General features: G+C 73.2%; 12 protein-coding genes. 7 read left to right on the top strand and 5 right to left on the bottom strand.

The features are described 5' to 3' along the window. Positions 1-273: a DUF4229 domain-containing protein gene (locus QE405_RS19180; RefSeq protein ID WP_307204254.1), complete on the bottom strand. Its 273-nt coding sequence runs from the start codon at positions 271-273 to the stop codon at positions 1-3. Positions 274-356: 83 nt separating this feature from the next. Between QE405_RS19180 and QE405_RS19175 the strand changes: the two genes are divergently transcribed. The 3 genes from QE405_RS19175 to QE405_RS19165 all read left to right on the top strand — a co-directional run bounded on the left by QE405_RS19175 (position 357) and on the right by QE405_RS19165 (position 3064). Further along, positions 357-689, top strand: a complete 333-nt coding sequence (locus QE405_RS19175) for a hypothetical protein (protein ID WP_307204252.1) — start codon at positions 357-359, stop codon at positions 687-689. Between the two features lie 44 nt (positions 690-733). Next, the gene (locus QE405_RS19170; protein WP_307204250.1) at positions 734-1840 is read left to right on the top strand and encodes an aminotransferase class I/II-fold pyridoxal phosphate-dependent enzyme; all 1107 of its coding nucleotides are present in this window, start codon (positions 734-736) and stop codon (positions 1838-1840) included. An 87-nt stretch (positions 1841-1927) separates the two neighbouring features. Next, positions 1928-3064: an META domain-containing protein gene (locus QE405_RS19165; protein ID WP_307204248.1), complete on the top strand. Its 1137-nt coding sequence runs from the start codon at positions 1928-1930 to the stop codon at positions 3062-3064. Positions 3065-3234: 170 nt separating this feature from the next. On the opposite strand, the gene QE405_RS19160 is transcribed toward QE405_RS19165, so the two are convergent. The 3 genes from QE405_RS19160 to QE405_RS19150 all read right to left on the bottom strand — a co-directional run bounded on the left by QE405_RS19160 (position 3235) and on the right by QE405_RS19150 (position 7969). Next, positions 3235-3966 carry a hypothetical protein gene (locus QE405_RS19160; RefSeq protein WP_307204246.1) on the bottom strand — a complete coding sequence of 244 codons (732 nt, stop codon included), beginning with the start codon at positions 3964-3966 and terminating at the stop codon, positions 3235-3237. Then, positions 3963-5216: a hypothetical protein gene (locus QE405_RS19155; RefSeq protein ID WP_307204244.1), complete on the bottom strand. Its 1254-nt coding sequence runs from the start codon at positions 5214-5216 to the stop codon at positions 3963-3965. The genes QE405_RS19160 and QE405_RS19155 overlap by 4 nt, the downstream gene beginning before the upstream one ends. A gap of 104 nt (positions 5217-5320) precedes the next feature. Continuing rightward, positions 5321-7969, bottom strand: coding sequence for an ATP-dependent Clp protease ATP-binding subunit (locus tag QE405_RS19150; RefSeq protein WP_307204242.1), 2649 nt, complete (start codon positions 7967-7969; stop codon positions 5321-5323). A 237-nt stretch (positions 7970-8206) separates the two neighbouring features. On the opposite strand from QE405_RS19150, the gene QE405_RS19145 reads away from it, so the two are divergent. Beyond that, positions 8207-9724 carry a hybrid sensor histidine kinase/response regulator gene (locus QE405_RS19145; RefSeq protein WP_307204240.1) on the top strand — a complete coding sequence of 506 codons (1518 nt, stop codon included), beginning with the start codon at positions 8207-8209 and terminating at the stop codon, positions 9722-9724. On the opposite strand, the gene QE405_RS19140 is transcribed toward QE405_RS19145, so the two are convergent. Then, positions 9721-10527: an MBL fold metallo-hydrolase gene (locus QE405_RS19140; RefSeq protein ID WP_307204238.1), complete on the bottom strand. Its 807-nt coding sequence runs from the start codon at positions 10525-10527 to the stop codon at positions 9721-9723. The two genes, QE405_RS19145 and QE405_RS19140, sit on opposite strands and share 4 nt — an antisense overlap. 363 nt (positions 10528-10890) lie before the next feature. Between QE405_RS19140 and QE405_RS19135 the strand changes: the two genes are divergently transcribed. The 3 genes from QE405_RS19135 to acs all read left to right on the top strand — a co-directional run bounded on the left by QE405_RS19135 (position 10891) and on the right by acs (position 14835). Then, on the top strand, positions 10891-11085 hold the full coding sequence (locus QE405_RS19135) for a DUF485 domain-containing protein (RefSeq protein WP_307204236.1): 195 nt from the start codon (positions 10891-10893) through the stop codon (positions 11083-11085). After that, a complete protein-coding gene (locus tag QE405_RS19130) occupies positions 11082-12677 on the top strand; it encodes a solute symporter family protein (RefSeq protein WP_307204234.1) in 1596 nt (531 codons plus the stop codon). The genes QE405_RS19135 and QE405_RS19130 overlap by 4 nt, the downstream gene beginning before the upstream one ends. A 181-nt stretch (positions 12678-12858) precedes the next feature. Beyond that, positions 12859-14835 carry an acetate--CoA ligase gene (acs, locus tag QE405_RS19125; protein WP_307204232.1) on the top strand — a complete coding sequence of 659 codons (1977 nt, stop codon included), beginning with the start codon at positions 12859-12861 and terminating at the stop codon, positions 14833-14835. The last annotated feature ends 17 nt before the right edge of the window (positions 14836-14852 follow it).

Raw genomic sequence — 14852 nt, 5'->3', positions numbered from 1 at the left:
TCAGACCTCGTCCTCGTCCTCGCGGCTGCGCGACTTCTCGTAGCTGCTCGAGACGCGCTTCGCGCGGGCGTCGACGCGCTCCGCGAAGGCCTCGCGCTGCTCGTCGAGCAGCACAAAGGCGACGATGCCGGAGATCAGCATCGCGATGATGAGCGGCGGCAGCTGGATGAGCGGACCGGAGCCGAAGACGAGCGTCCACACGCCGAGCACCACGGCGTACACGACGACGAAGAGCGCGAGCCGCATGAGCGTGTAGGTGACGAACTGCTTCACGGGCCCAGGGTAACGAGGGTCGTCGCCGTCGTGGTCGTCGCGGTGGACCCGGGGCGTGCCCGGGGGCTGGCTACAGTGAAGGGGTGCTGAAGTTCGCGCTCGTGCTCGCCGTCATCGCGATCGGCGTCTACCTGCTCGTGCGCGCCCTCGAGAAGCGCCGCCCCGGCGGTGGCTCGCCCGCGCGACCCGGCCCGGCGCGGCCGATGGGGCCGGACGACGACCCTGACTTCCTGTGGGACCTCAACAAGAAGGTACGGCGCCCACGCGGCCCCGCCGCGGACCCGGAGCCGACGCGGGATCCGTCGGACCCCTCGGAGAAGGCGCCCGACGACCTCTCCGGTCTCGACCCCGACGGCGCGGACCCGCTGGACCCACGCCCGGACCGGGGGGACGAGCCGCCGGAGCCGATCCGCTGACCGCTCGGCGCCTGGACGGCATCCCGCCCACGATCTTCTCCGCCATGTCCGCCCTCGCGATGCGGACGGGCGCGGTGAACCTCGGCCAGGGCTTCCCCGACACCGACGGCCCCGCCTCGGTGCTCGAACGGGCGCGGGCGGCGCTGCTGGAGGGTCGGAACCAGTACGCGCCCGGCCGCGGCGTCCCCGCGCTGCGCGAGGCCGTGGCCCGCCACCAGGCCCGGCACCACGGCATCGACCTCGATCCCGAGACCCAGGTGGTCGTCACCACGGGCGCGACGGAGGGCATCGCCAGCGCGGTGCTCGGGCTCGTCGACCCCGGCGACGAGGTCGTGCTGCTCGAGCCCTCCTACGACTCCTACCCCGCGATGCTGCAGATGGCCGGCGCGGTGCCGAGGCCCGTGACGCTCCCGGCCCCGTCGTTCCGGCTCGACGTCGAGGCCCTGCGGGCGGCCGTGCACGACGGCACCCGCCTCCTCCTCCTCAACACCCCGCACAACCCGACCGGCACCGTGCTGACCGACGAGGAGCTGGCCGTCGTCGCGGAGCTGGCCGTGCGCCACGACGTGGTCGTGGTGACCGACGAGGTCTACGAGCACCTCGTCTTCGACGGGCGACGGCACCGGCCGATCGCGACGTTCCCCGGGATGGCCGAGCGGACCCTGACCCTGTCCAGCCTCGGCAAGTCCTGGTCGCTCACCGGCTGGAAGGTCGGCTGGGCGACCGGGCCGGCCCACCTCGTCGACGCCGTGCTCGCCGTCAAGCAGTGGACGACCTTCACCTCAGGCTCGCCGCTGCAGCCCGCCGCCGCGCACGCCCTCGACCACGAGGCGGACTTCCCGCTCGCCCTCGCGGCCGAGCTGCAGGGGCGGCGGGACCTGATGATCGCCGGGCTCACCGAGGCCGGGCTCGCCCCGCGGGTCTCCGAGGGCACCTACTTCACCGTCACCGACGTCGAGGACCTCGGCTGGACCGACGGCGCCGCCTTCTGCGCCGCCCTGCCCGAGCGCGCCGGCGTCGTCGCGATCCCGCTGCAGGGGTTCTTCACCGGCGACGCGGGCCGGCACCTCGTGCGGTGGGCGTTCTGCAAGGACGAGGACGTCGTCGTCGAGGGCATCCGACGGCTGCGCGCCGCGGAGCTGCGGGCATAGGTCGGGAACCTCCGCGGGGGTACGACGCGTCTGGTGGCGAGCGTGGTCGAGGGGTCGCGCTGGTTCGCGCGTGCGGAGGAGTGATCGATGGACGAGCCTGTTCGCCGCCGGCGACTGCTGGTCGGCGGGGTCGTGGCGGCGACTGTGGTGCTGCTCGGCGGCGGGTTGTCGCTAGCGGTCGCGAACGGCGGCGACGGCAGCAGGGACGCGGACGATCCCGCGGCGACGAGCTCTCCGGCAGCGACGCCGGAGGAAACCCCGGCGACCGCCGAGACGGCCCACGGCTCGTGGGACGTCGTCGCCTTCGACGGTCTGTCCCGTGCCGACGCCGCCGAGCAGCGTGCCTACGTGACCCTGGACGAGAACGGGGACGCGACGGGCAGCGACGGGTGCAACTCGTTCTTCGCCGATGTCACGTGGGGGCAACCGGGCGAGCTCCGACTCGACTCCTTCGGCTCCACGCTGATCGGCTGCGTCCCCCACACGAGCGTCATCGGGGCGCTCCAGGAGGTGACGAGTGCCGTCCTCCTCGATCCCGACACGCTCCACCTCCGGGACGCCGCAGGGGCGACGGTGGTGGAGCTGCGCCGTACGGGGGCCGACGCGGAGACGAGCGCCGCCGTCGACGGCACCTGGATCGTGGAGCGCGTCGCGGGCGAAGTGCTGCCCCACGCCGGCGACGCACGGATCACGATCGCCGGCGACGTCGCCAGCGGCGTCGACGTCTGCAACTCGACCGGCGGCGAGGTCGTCCGCGGCGACGACGGCGCGCTCCGCTTCGAGCGCGTGTTCACCACGCTCGTCGGGTGCGGCAGCCGGCTCGGACAGACCCTCGTCGACACCAGGTCCGCCGCCGTGCGCGACGGTGACGAGCTGGTGCTGCAGGCAGGGGACGGTACGACGCTGGTGGAGCTCAGCCGGGTCCACTTCCCCGAGCGGGCCTTCGTGACCGCCCTCGGCGACGGCACCCGGATCGAGCTCGCCGTCGCCGACGGCCGGGTCAGCAGCCCGGCCGGGTGCGCCGGCCTCGTGGGCACCTACGAGGCGGCGGACGACGGCACGTTCGCCTTCGAGCCCGGGACGGCGCGCGGCGGAGCCTGCGACCGCAGCGGCGAGCTGGTCGAGGAGTTCGTGGCGGCGGTGCGCTGGTCGGGATCACCGACGACGCTCGACCTGTGGGCCGCGGACGGGACGCGTCTGGTCCACCTCGGCGCAGCGGACTGAGCCACCTCGGGACTGTGCGCCTGGGACAGGTCGGAGCCAGCCGGAACCGCCCCAGCCGCACACTTCCGCGCCCCCGGCCGGTGGACACCCCGCACCCCCTCGCTGACGTCATGCGAGCCGCAGCCCCCAACCGCCGCAACGCATGACGTCCCGCTGTGGCGGAGCACCGATCAGCGCGGCGCCTCCGGCCCCGGGGGCGGCTTCCGGAGGTCGGGCCCAGCCTGGGGTCGTGGCGGGGCGTACGGCGCCGGTCCACCCGCGCCGTACCCCTGCGCCGGCGGCCCGTAGGGGCTCCCCGGCGCGTACGGCGAGCCCGCCACCTGGCCGGCGCCGTAGCCGGGCGCGGTCGTGATGAGCTGCCCGGAGCCGCCGCCGTGGGCGAACCACGGCGTCGTGCCCGGCAGGAAGAGGAGCGCCACGACGAGCAGCGGCAGGACGATCCCCGGGACGGTCACGACGAGCGACTCCACGTCGGCGACGATGATCGCCGCGCCCAGCATGAGGAGCGTGACGAGCACGGAGCTCACGGCGAGCATCCAGCGCGCGACGCCGGACCCGCGGATGACGAGGATCCCGAGCACGAAGGCCGCCACGGCCCAAGCGGTGAAGGCCGCGGCGACGGCGGCGAAGATCCCGAAGGCCACGCCGAAGGCGTCGCCCATGCCGCCGGTGTCCTCGGCGGTGAAGCCGCTGAGCGAGATGAGCGCACCGAGGGCGGCCACCGTGCCGGCGCTGAGGGCGACCCCGATCGAGCAGACCATCGTGATCACACCCGCCGCGATGACCGACCCCGGCCGCGGCGGACGGTGGTCGGGGATGCCGTAGGGGTTGCCCGTGGCACCGGGCGCGGCCTGCCAGCTCCAGGCGGGGTCGGACGGCGACGGCCCGCCGTAGCCGCTCATGCGCGCCGCGACCGGTCCTGGGCCGCGAACCACGCGGCCACCTCGCGCCGCAGCAGGGCGACGACGGCGATGGCGGTGGCCGGGACCCCGACGATCAGGGGCGGGGCGAGCAGCGTGCCGAGGAGGCAGATGCCACCCGCGACCCCGGCGGAGACCAGCAGCAGCACGCGCGCCCAGCCGCGACCGCGCAGCGTGAACACCGCCAGCACGCAGGCGACCACGCACCACACCACGACGAAGCCGACCATGCCGATCGTCGCGCCGACGAGGTAGCCCTCCGTCACGCCCTGGTCGAGCAGCTCGGGCTGCGTGCGCCGCACCTCGTCCATGAGCAGGTCGGGCGAGGCGAGCACGACCGCGGCCTGCACGAGCATCAGCACCGCCAGGAGACCGGACGCGATCCACGTCGCGAGCGCCGCCGCCATGACCGCGCCGGGGCGCCGCGTCGGGGCGGCCGCCCACGGTGCCTGCCCCGGCACCGGACCGCCGTGGGTCTCCCCGAAGCCGTGGTACGCCGCGGGCTGCGCGGAGGGCGAACCGGGCGCGTACGGCGAGCCCGGCGCGTACGGCGAGCCGGCGGGCTGCTCCGGCTCGTCGAGCCGGTGCGGCGGGTAGGTCGGGTACGTCGAGCCTCCCGTCGAGCGCCCCCACGGCTGCTGCACGGGGCCGTCGGTGGGCGGCTGCGCGTCGTACGGCGGCGGGGTGCCGCCCCCGAGGGCCGAGCGGTCCGGGCCGCCGGTGCCGCCCGTGCTGTCCGGTCGGGCGGGCCGGTCGACGCGGGCGCTTCCCTCCCGCGGCACCCGGAAGCGCTCGGGGAGGGGGCGGCGGGCGAACCAGCTGCGCGCCGGTTCGAACCACAGCATGACGATGGAGACCGTCACCACCGCGGAGGCGAAGCCGCCGGCGACGGAGCCCGCCAGGAACAGCGGTGGCGCCACGACCGTGAGCCCGATGCGGGCGCCCTTGTCGCGGCGGAGCGCGAAGACGCCGAGGATCGCGGCGACCGTCGCGCAGACGGCCAGCACGAAGATCGCGATGCGACGGAGCTCCCGGGCCCGCTCCACGCCGATGCCCAGGGAGCTGCCCGGCGGCTCGTCGAGGAACTGCTCGATCATGGCGCGGGTCTCGAGCGTGCGCAGCGACGACATGGCCTCGAAGGCCCCGAGCAGCACGAAGACGGACCCACCGACCACCAGCCATCCGGCGAAGGTCACCTGGGGCGGGCGGCGCTCGGATGCTCCTGAGGTCACCCGTTCATTCCACCATGCGCGACCAACGCCCCCGGGTCGTGGTGCGAGGCCTGCGGAAAGTGCAGGGCTCGCACCACGACCGCGCAGAGGGGGTCAGCGCCCGATCAGACGACGCTCAGCTCCAGGGCGTCGCTGCCCTCGGGGTGGTCGACCCGGACGGTGCCGCCGTCGCCGACCTCGCCGCCGATGAGCATCCGCGCCAGCGGGTCGCCGATCGCCGACTGGATGAGCCGGCGCAGCGGCCGGGCGCCGTAGGCCGGGTCGAAGCCCGTGTCCGCCAGCCACTCCTTCGCCGCGTCGGTCACCTCCACCGAGATCCGCCGCGCCGCGAGGCGCTCCTCGAGCAGGCGGAGCTGGATGTCGACGATGCTGCGCAGCGCCTCCATCGTCAGCGCGTCGAAGAGCACGACCTCGTCGAGCCGGTTGAGGAACTCCGGCTTGAACCGCGACCGCACCTCCGCGAGCACGAGCTCGCGCTTCTGCTCGGGCGCCAGGATCGGGTCGATGAGGTACGTCGCGCCCAGGTTCGACGTCAGGATGAGCAGGGTGTTCCGGAAGTCGACCGTGCGACCCTGCCCGTCGGTGAGACGACCGTCGTCGAGCACCTGCAGCAGGATGTCGAAGACCTCGGGGTGCGCCTTCTCGACCTCGTCCAGCAGCACGACGGAGTAGGGCCGACGGCGCACCGCCTCGGTGAGCTGACCGCCCTCGTCGTACCCGACGTAGCCGGGCGGCGCCCCGACGAGCCGCGCGACGGAGTGCTTCTCGGCGTACTCGCTCATGTCGATCCGCACGATCGCCCGCTCGTCGTCGAACAGGAAGTCCGCGAGCGCCTTCGCCAGCTCCGTCTTGCCCGTGCCCGTCGGACCCAGGAAGAGGAACGAGCCCGTGGGGCGGTCGGGGTCGGCGATGCCGGCCCGCGAGCGCCGTACGGCGTCGCTCACCGCCGTCACGGCCTCCCGCTGCCCGATGAGGCGCTCGCCGATGACCTCCTCCATGCGGAGCAGCTTCGAGCCCTCGCCCTCGAGGAGGCGACCGGTCGGGATGCCCGTCCAGGCCTCCACGACGTCCGCGATCTGCGCGGGACCGACCTCGTCGCCGACGAGCGGCTCCTGGTCCTTCTCCATGCGCGGAGCCTGGGAGAGGCTGGCGAGCCTGGCCTCCATGTCCCGGACCTGCTGCTGCACCTCGTACCGCTGCTGCAGCACGGCGTACTTGTCCTCGCCCTCGGGCAGCGCCAGGCTGTCGCGCTCAAGCCGCTCCGTTTCAACCCGCAGCTGGTCGAGCTGGCGACGCAGCTCGCCCTCGCCCTCGAGGGACGCCCGCTCGCGCTCCCAGCGCGACTCCAGCGCCCGCAGCTCCTCCTCGCGGTCGGCGAGGTCGGAGCGGAGCGCGGCGAGCCGCTCGACGGAGGCGTCGTCGTGCTCCTTCTCGAGCGCGAACTGCTCCATCTTCAGCCGGTCGACCAGGCGGCGGAGCTGGTCCACCTCCTCCGGGGACGACTCGTGCTCCATCCGCAGGCGCGAGGCGGCCTCGTCGATGAGGTCGATCGCCTTGTCGGGCAGCTGCCGGCCGGTGATGTAGCGGTGGCTCAGCGTCGCGGCGGCGACCAGCGCGGCGTCGGTGATGCGGACGCCGTGGTGGGCCTCGTACTTCTCCTGGATGCCGCGCAGGATCTGGATCGTGTCGGGGACGCTGGGCTCGCCGACGAACACCTGCTGGAAGCGGCGCTCGAGGGCCGGGTCCTTCTCGACGTGCTCGCGGTACTCGTCGAGCGTCGTCGCGCCGACCATGTGCAGCTCGCCGCGGGCCAGCATGGGCTTGAGCATGTTGCCGGCGTCCATCGCGCCCTCGCCGCCGGCACCCGCGCCGACGACCGTGTGCAGCTCGTCGATGAAGGTGATGACCTGTCCGCCGGCGTCCTTGATCTCCTCGAGCACGGCCTTGAGGCGCTCCTCGAACTCGCCGCGGTACTTCGCGCCCGCGACCATCGCCGCGAGGTCGAGGCTGAGCACGCGCCGTCCCTTGAGGGAGTCGGGCACGTCGCCGTCGACGACGCGCTGGGCGAGGCCCTCCACGACGGCGGTCTTGCCGACGCCGGGCTCGCCGATGAGCACCGGGTTGTTCTTGGTGCGCCGGCTCAGCACCTGGATGACGCGGCGGATCTCGGCGTCGCGGCCGATGACCGGGTCGAGCCGGCCCTCCTCCGCAGCGGCGGTGAGGTCGACGGAGTACTTCTCGAGGGCCTCGTACGTCGACTCCGCGTCCTGGCTGGTGACCCGGCGCGACCCACGGACCGTGACGAGCTGCTCCGAGAGGCCCTGCATCGTCAAGCCGGCGTCGGTCAGCACCTTCTGCGCGCTGCTCTCGACCGAGGCGAGCGCCACGAGCAGGTGCTCGGAGGCGACGTAGTCGTCCTTCATCGCGGCCGCGAGGTCGATGCCCTTGGCGAGCACGCGGGTGAGCGCGGGCGAGGCACCGGGCTGCTGCACGGTCGCACCCGAGGCCCGCGGGAGCGCGGCCACGGCCGCCTGCGCGGCGCCGAGCAGCGTCGCGGGGTCGACACCGGAGGCGGTGACGACGCTCCGCACGATGCCCTCCTGCTCGGCCCGGCCCGGTCCGCCCCCGAGGAGGGCGACGAGCAGGTGGACGGGCTCGGTGGAGGTGTTGCCGGCGGTGGTGGCGGCGACCTGGGCGACCTCGATCGCCTCGCGGGCGCGGGTCGTGAACCTGTCGGCACCGAACTGACTCATGGGGCGGCTCCTGGTCTGCGTGGGTGTCCTGCGGGGGCGGAGCGGTGCTCCGCGGTTCCGACGGCCAGTGTGACCGTCTGTTCCTTGCAACGACCCGAGAGTTGAGTCGATTCCCCTCAACTCTAGGAAAATTGTCCGTTCGGGCAAGCGGACTGGAGGAGTCCGCACCGAACCGCCTGCGCGAACCCTCCCGATGCGGGACAGTGGGGCCACTCCTCGGATGATCGGACCCCACCCATGCGCACGATCGAGCCAGCGCCGCTGCCGAGCACCCCCCTCGCGCCCGTCGGGACGGACGCGACCGTCCCGCCCGCCGCCGCGGCCCCCGGCACCGGCCGCCGCGTCGTCGTCGTCGACGACACCGCCGACCTGCGCAACCTGCTGCGCCTCGTGCTCGCCCGTGGCGGCTTCGAGGTGGTCGGCGAGGCCGCCGACGGTCGCGCCGGCATCGAGGTCGCCCGCCGCACCGTGCCCGACCTCGTCCTGCTCGACATCGCGATGCCGGTGATGGACGGTCTCGAGGCCCTGCCGACGCTCCGCCGCTCGCTCCCCCGCGCCAAGATCATCGCCATGTCCGCCTTCGGCGCGACGCAGATGGCCTCCCGCGCCGTCGCCGCCGGCGCCGACGGCTACGTGCAGAAGGGCACCTCGCTCCACGCGATCCTGGCCTACGTCGAGGAGGTCAGCGGGCTCACCCGCCGCCCGAGCCAGCCGGTGGCCGTCAGCCAGGGACCGGCCGGGGAGGGTACGGCGCGGCCCGTGCGCACCGGCCCCACACCCGTCGAGCGGGCCGGGGGCACGGACCGGTCCACCGGTGCCGCCGCCGCCCTCGAGCACGCCCCCTTCGGGGTGCTCGAGGTGACGGAGGAGGCCTCGCCCCGGATCCGCTCCGCCAACCCGGTCGCCCGTCGGCTGCTGGGCGGCTCGCCGGAGGTGGGCTCGCTCCTCAGCCTCACCGCGCCCGGGCTGGCCCACCACGTCGCCACCCACCGCCACGAGAACGACGCCGTCTTCGAGGCCCTCGTCGACGCCGGCACCGTGCGCGCCACCCTGCGCCGCGCCGGGACGACGATCTTCGTCTACCTCGACTCGACCACCGAGGACGTCGGCCTGCTGCGCCGCGCCATCGCCACCGCCGCCCACGAGCTCCGCGGCCCCATCGCCGTCATCGACGGCGCGGTCGAGGCCGTCTCCTGGGGCCTCGCGACCCTGAGCGAGGCCGACCAGGAGCAGCTCTACCGCTCCGTGAAGCGCCAGGTCTCCCAGCTCGACCGCGTCACCGCGGACCTGTTCACCGCGACCCAGGTGCACCGCGGCACCCTCCACGTCGACCTGCACCGCGTCGACCTGCCCGCCCTCCTCACCGACCTGTTCGGCGGTCACGAGGGAATCGGCCTCGACCTCTCCGAGGTCCCCGCCGCCTGGGCCGACCCGCTGCGCCTCGAGCAGATGCTGGGGAACCTCCTCAGCAACGCGCACCGGTACGGCGCGGCGCCGGTCCGGATCGCCGTGCGACCCGGCACGGGTGGGCGCACGGTGCGCATCGAGGTCGTCGACCGTGGCCCCGGCGTGCCCGAGGACTTCGAGCCGCACCTGTTCCGGGAGTTCTCCCGCCCGGCGACCTCGGTGGCGACCGGGACCGGGCTCGGTCTCTACGTCGTGCGGATCCTCGCCGAGGCGCAGGGCGGCACCGCGACGTACCGGAAGCACCCCGAGGGCGGCGCCATCTTCGCCCTGCAGCTCCCCGTGGCCTAGGGCTCGCGCCCCCCCGTGGCCTCGGACTCGCCGGGGAACACCCGGGGGTCGTGGGCGTTGACGACCGTCACACCCTCCGTCGCCTGCAGCCGCCGGAGCGCGGCGTGGTTGCCCCGGATCCGCCACGGCTGGCGGCACGCCGCCACCTCGAACGCCCGCATCGGCGGCACCCGGCGGAGCGGCTTGCCGGTGGTGGCGTGGCGCGCGCCGTACGCGCTCGCGTCGAAGGCGGCGTCGCCCGCGTGGACGACGAGGCCGTCGTCGCCCTCGACCGCGACGATCGCGTGCCCGCGGGTGTGCCCGACCATCGGCACGAGGGTGATGCCGGGCAGCACCTCGTGCCCCGACAGCTCGTGGCGCCAGGGTTCCCCCGCGCCGCCGTAGCGGCGGACGTCGCTCGTGGTCGCCCACTGCACCGGCTTGTAGCGCAGGTGCTCCGGGGCGTGGGTCGCGACCGTGGCCGCCGCCCACTCCTCCGCCGTCGTGTGCACGACCGCGTGCGGGAAGTCGGAGAGCCCGCCCGCGTGGTCGAAGTCAAGGTGGGTGAGCACGATGTGGGTCACCGCCTCCGCCGAGAAGCCGAGCGCGAGCACGGCCGCCAGGGCGGTCGTGCTCGGGTCGGGGTCGGGACGCAGGGCGCGTCCCATCGGACCGAGCCGGCGGGGGTCGGCGAGGTCCGCGGTGCCGAACCCGGCGTCCACGAGCACGAGCCCCGCCTCGTGCTCCACGACGAGCACGTGGCAGATCGCTCGGGCGGCGAACCGGGGGCGGAGGACGCCGGCGACGGCGTGGTGGACCCGCATGTCCCCCATCCTGTCACCGCGGCCCACCCGCCGGGGCGCACCGCCGCACGTGCCGGGCCGCGCGCCGTGCCGCCGACCGTTCGTCGCCGGTGGACGACCGTTCGCCGACGCGGCCCGCCCGCCCGGCGACCGGCCCGGCCCGGCCCGTTCCGGCGTGACCCCCGCCACTCGTAGCGTGACGGCGCTCACACCCGAAGGAGGACCCATGTCTGATGCGTCCGAGCGGAACTACCGCTCGCAGTCGGAGCCGATCTACCGCGAGCTGCACGACACCGAGCAGTTCGCCGAGCTGCGCCGGCGCTACCGCTCGTTCGTGCTCTGCCGTGGACCGCGGCGTTCCTGGTCTGGTACCTCAGCTACGTCGTGCTCTCGAACTGGGGCGGCGACTTCATGAACACGAAGGTCATCGGCAACATCAACCTGCTGCTCCTCTTCGGGCTCCTCCAGTTCGTCACCACCTTCGGCATCGCGTTCCTGTACGCGCGCCACTCCCGCACCCACCTCGACCCGCTCGCGCGGGACCTCGAGCAGCGCTTCCACGAGGGGACCCGCCGATGAACCAGCAGTTCCTCACCACGTCGCTCTTCCTCTTCGTCGTCGCGATCACGATCGGCGTCACGCTCTGGGCGAGCCGGCAGACCAAGACCGCCGCCGACTTCTACTCCGGCGGCCGCTCCTTCTCGGGCTTCCAGAACGGCCTCGCGATCGGCGGCGACTACATGTCGGCCGCCTCGTTCCTCGGCATCTCCGGAGCGATCGCGCTCTACGGCTACGACGGCTTCCTCTACTCGATCGGCTTCCTCGTCGCCTGGCTCGTGGCCCTGCTCCTCGTCGCCGAGATGCTGCGCAACGCGGGTCGCTACACGATGGCCGACCAGCTGGCGTTCCGCATGCGGCAACGGCCCGTGCGCACGGCGGCGGCGACGTCGACCGTCATCGTGTCGATCTTCTACCTGCTCGCGCAGATGGTCGGCGCCGGCACGCTCGTCGCCCTGCTCCTCGGCGTCGACAGCGAGGCGGTCAAGAACATCGTCATCGTCGGCGTCGGCGCGCTCATGATCTTCTACGTCACGGTCGGCGGCATGAAGGGCACGACCTACGTGCAGATCATCAAGGCCGTGCTGCTCATGGCCGGCTCCGCGCTGATCGTCTTCCTGGTGCTGCTCAAGTTCGACTTCAACCTCTCGGCGCTGCTCGGCGAGGCCGCGGACCGCTCCGGCCAGGGCGACGCGTTCCTGCAGCCCGGCCTGCAGTACGGCACCACGTTCCTCGACCGCCTCGACTTCCTGTCGCTCGGCATCGCGCTCGTGCTCGGCACCGCCGGCCTGCCGCACATCCTCATCCGCTTCTACACGGTGCCGACGGCGCAGGACGCCCGGAAGTCGGTGCTCTGGGCGATCGGCCTCATCGGCGCCTTCTACCTGATGACGCTGGTGCTCGGCTTCGGCGCGGCCGCCCTCATCGACACCGACGAGGCGGGGGCGACGGGCAACCTGGCCTCCCCGCTGCTGGCCCAGGAGGTCGGCGGAGGCGAGGGCTCCATCGGCGGTGCCGTGCTCCTGGCCCTCATCGCCGCCGTCGCGTTCGCCACGATCCTCGCGGTCGTCGCCGGCCTGACGCTCGCGTCGTCCTCGTCGATGGCGCACGACCTCTACAAGGGCGTCTTCAAGCGCGACCAGGAGGTGACGGAGAAGCAGGAGGTGCGCGTCGCGAAGATCTCGGCGATCGTCATCGGTGCCATCGCCATCGCCCTGGCCATCCCGGCGCAGCGGCTCAACATCGCGTTCCTCGTGGCGCTCGCGTTCGCGGTCGCCGCCTCGGCGAACCTGCCGTCGATCCTCTTCAACATGTTCTGGAAGCGCTTCAACACGCGGGGCGCCACCTGGAGCATCTACGGCGGCCTCATCGCCTCCGTCGGCCTGGTGCTGCTCTCCCCCGTCACCTCGGGCGAGGAGACGTCGCTGCTGCCCAACGCCGACTTCGCGCTCTTCCCGCTCAACAACCCGGGGCTCGTGTCCATCCCGGTCGGCTTCCTGCTCGGCATCATCGGCACGCTGACGCTGCGGGAGACCGCGGCCGAGGAGCTGTACACCGAGCTCGAGGTCCGCGCCCTCACCGGCGCGGGTGCCGAGGGAGCGGCGCAGCACTGACCCCGCGTCGTGGGTTGCGTCCGCAACGCGGGCGCAACCCACGACGTACGACGCTGGCCCGGACGAGGGTGACGCACGTCTCGTCCGGACCGGCGCCCGTCCTAGGCTGGCGAACGGACCGCGACGTACGACCTGTGGAGAAGCCCGGCCGGCCGGCCACCGAACGATCGAGGAGAGAGACGTGAGCGAGAACCTGTCCAACCTGCTCAAGGAGGAGCGGCGCTTCGCCCCGCCCGCCGAGCTGGCGGCCGCCGCCAACGTCACGCAGGCGACGTACGACGAGGCTGCGGCCGACCGGCTCGCCTTCTGGGCGACGCAGGCCGAGCGCCTCAGCTGGGGCGAGCCGTTCACCGAGGTGCTGGACTGGTCGAACCCGCCCTTCGCGAAGTGGTTCACGGGCGGCAAGCTCAACGTCGCGTACAACTGCGTCGACCGCCACGTCGAGAACGGGCTGGGCGACAAGGTCGCGTTCCACTTCGTCGGCGAGCCGGGCGACACGCGCGACATCACCTACGCCGAGCTCAAGGACCTCGTGTCGCAGGCGGCCAACGCGCTGACCGACCTCGGCGTGACGGCCGGTGACGCCGTCGCGATCTACATGCCGATGATCCCCGAGGCCGTGGTCGCGATGCTGGCCTGCGCCCGCCTCGGCGCGCCGCACACCGTGGTCTTCGGCGGCTTCTCCTCCGACGCCCTCGCCAGCCGCATCGACGGCTTCGGCGCGAAGGCCGTCATCACCTCCGACGGCGGCTACCGCCGCGGCGCCCCCTCCGCGCTCAAGCCCGCCGTGGACGAGGCCCTCGTGAAGCTCGGCGACGCCTCCCCCGTCGAGAAGGTGCTCGTCGTCAAGCGCACCGGGCAGGACCTGCCCGAGGGCTCCTGGGCCGAGGGCCGCGACGTGTGGTGGGACGACGTCGTCGCCGGCGCCTCCACGGAGCACACGCCCGAGCTGTTCGACGCCGAGCACCCGCTCTACGTCATGTACACGTCCGGCACCACGGGCAAGCCGAAGGGCATCCTCCACACGTCGGGCGGCTACCTCACCCAGGCCGCCTACACGTTCTGGGGCACCTTCGACCACAAGCCCGAGACCGACGTCTACTGGTGCACCGCCGACATCGGCTGGGTCACCGGGCACACCTACATCGTCTACGGCCCGACGGCGAACGCCGCCACGCAGGTGCTGTACGAGGGCACGCCGGACTCGCCCCACAAGGGCCGCTGGTGGGAGATCGTGCAGCAGACGGGGGCGACGATCCTCTACACGGCGCCGACCGCGATCCGCACCTTCATGAAGTGGGGCAAGGAGATCCCGGCGGAGTACGACCTCTCCAGCCTCCGCCTGCTCGGCTCCGTGGGCGAGTCGATCAACCCCGAGGCCTACGTCTGGTACCGCGAGAACATCGGCGCCGGCTCCGCGCCCATCGTCGACACCTGGTGGCAGACCGAGACCGGCGGCCACATGATCTCGCCGATGCCCGGGGTCACCGAGGCCAAGCCCGGCTCCGCCATGGCCGCGGTGCCCGGCATCGAGGTCGCCGTCGTCGACAACGACGGCAAGCCCGTCGGCAACGGCGAGGGCGGGCTGCTCGTGGTCACCTCCCCGTGGCCCGGGATGCTCCGCACCATCTGGGGCGACGACGAGCGCTACAAGGACACCTACTGGTCCCACTTCGGGGACCTCGGCTACTACTTCGCCGGCGACGGGGCGAAGCTCGACGAGGACGGCGCCATCTGGCTGCTGGGCCGTGTCGACGACGTCATGAACGTGTCGGGCCACCGGCTCTCCACCACGGAGATCGAGTCGGCCCTCGTGTCGCACCCGAAGGTCGCCGAGGCGGCCGTCGTCGGTGCCGCCGACGACACCACCGGCCAGGCGGTCTGCGCCTTCGTCATCCTGCGCGAGGAGGCGGGCGACGGCGGCGCCGACATCGTGCAGGAGCTGCGCACGCACGTCGCGAAGGAGATCGGCCCGATCGCCAAGCCGCGCCAGGTCATGGTCGTGCCCGAGCTGCCCAAGACGCGGTCCGGCAAGATCATGCGCCGCCTGCTCCGCGACGTCGCCGAGAAGCGCGAGGTCGGGGACGTCACCACGCTGGCGGACTCGTCGGTGATGGACCTGATCTCGAAGGGGCTGTCCTCCGGCAGCGGCGACTGACGCGGTGTGGCCCGGCA

This window comes from Nocardioides zeae (assembly GCF_030818655.1).
GTDB lineage: Bacteria > Actinomycetota > Actinomycetes > Propionibacteriales > Nocardioidaceae > Nocardioides > Nocardioides zeae_A.
The sequence above is the reverse complement of the archived record's forward strand: the minus strand, read 5'-3'. Positions and strand labels throughout refer to the sequence as shown.

Coding starts and splice junctions, on each gene's coding strand:
- QE405_RS19145 (WP_307204240.1), top strand. CDS start 8,207: ATGCGCACGATCGAGCCAGCGCCGCTGCCGAGCACCCCCCTCGCGCCC.
- QE405_RS19165 (WP_307204248.1), top strand. CDS start 1,928: ATGGACGAGCCTGTTCGCCGCCGGCGACTGCTGGTCGGCGGGGTCGTG.
- QE405_RS19150 (WP_307204242.1), bottom strand. CDS start 7,969: ATGAGTCAGTTCGGTGCCGACAGGTTCACGACCCGCGCCCGCGAGGCG.
- QE405_RS19130 (WP_307204234.1), top strand. CDS start 11,082: ATGAACCAGCAGTTCCTCACCACGTCGCTCTTCCTCTTCGTCGTCGCG.
- QE405_RS19140 (WP_307204238.1), bottom strand. CDS start 10,527: ATGCGGGTCCACCACGCCGTCGCCGGCGTCCTCCGCCCCCGGTTCGCC.
- QE405_RS19170 (WP_307204250.1), top strand. CDS start 734: ATGTCCGCCCTCGCGATGCGGACGGGCGCGGTGAACCTCGGCCAGGGC.
- QE405_RS19160 (WP_307204246.1), bottom strand. CDS start 3,966: ATGAGCGGCTACGGCGGGCCGTCGCCGTCCGACCCCGCCTGGAGCTGG.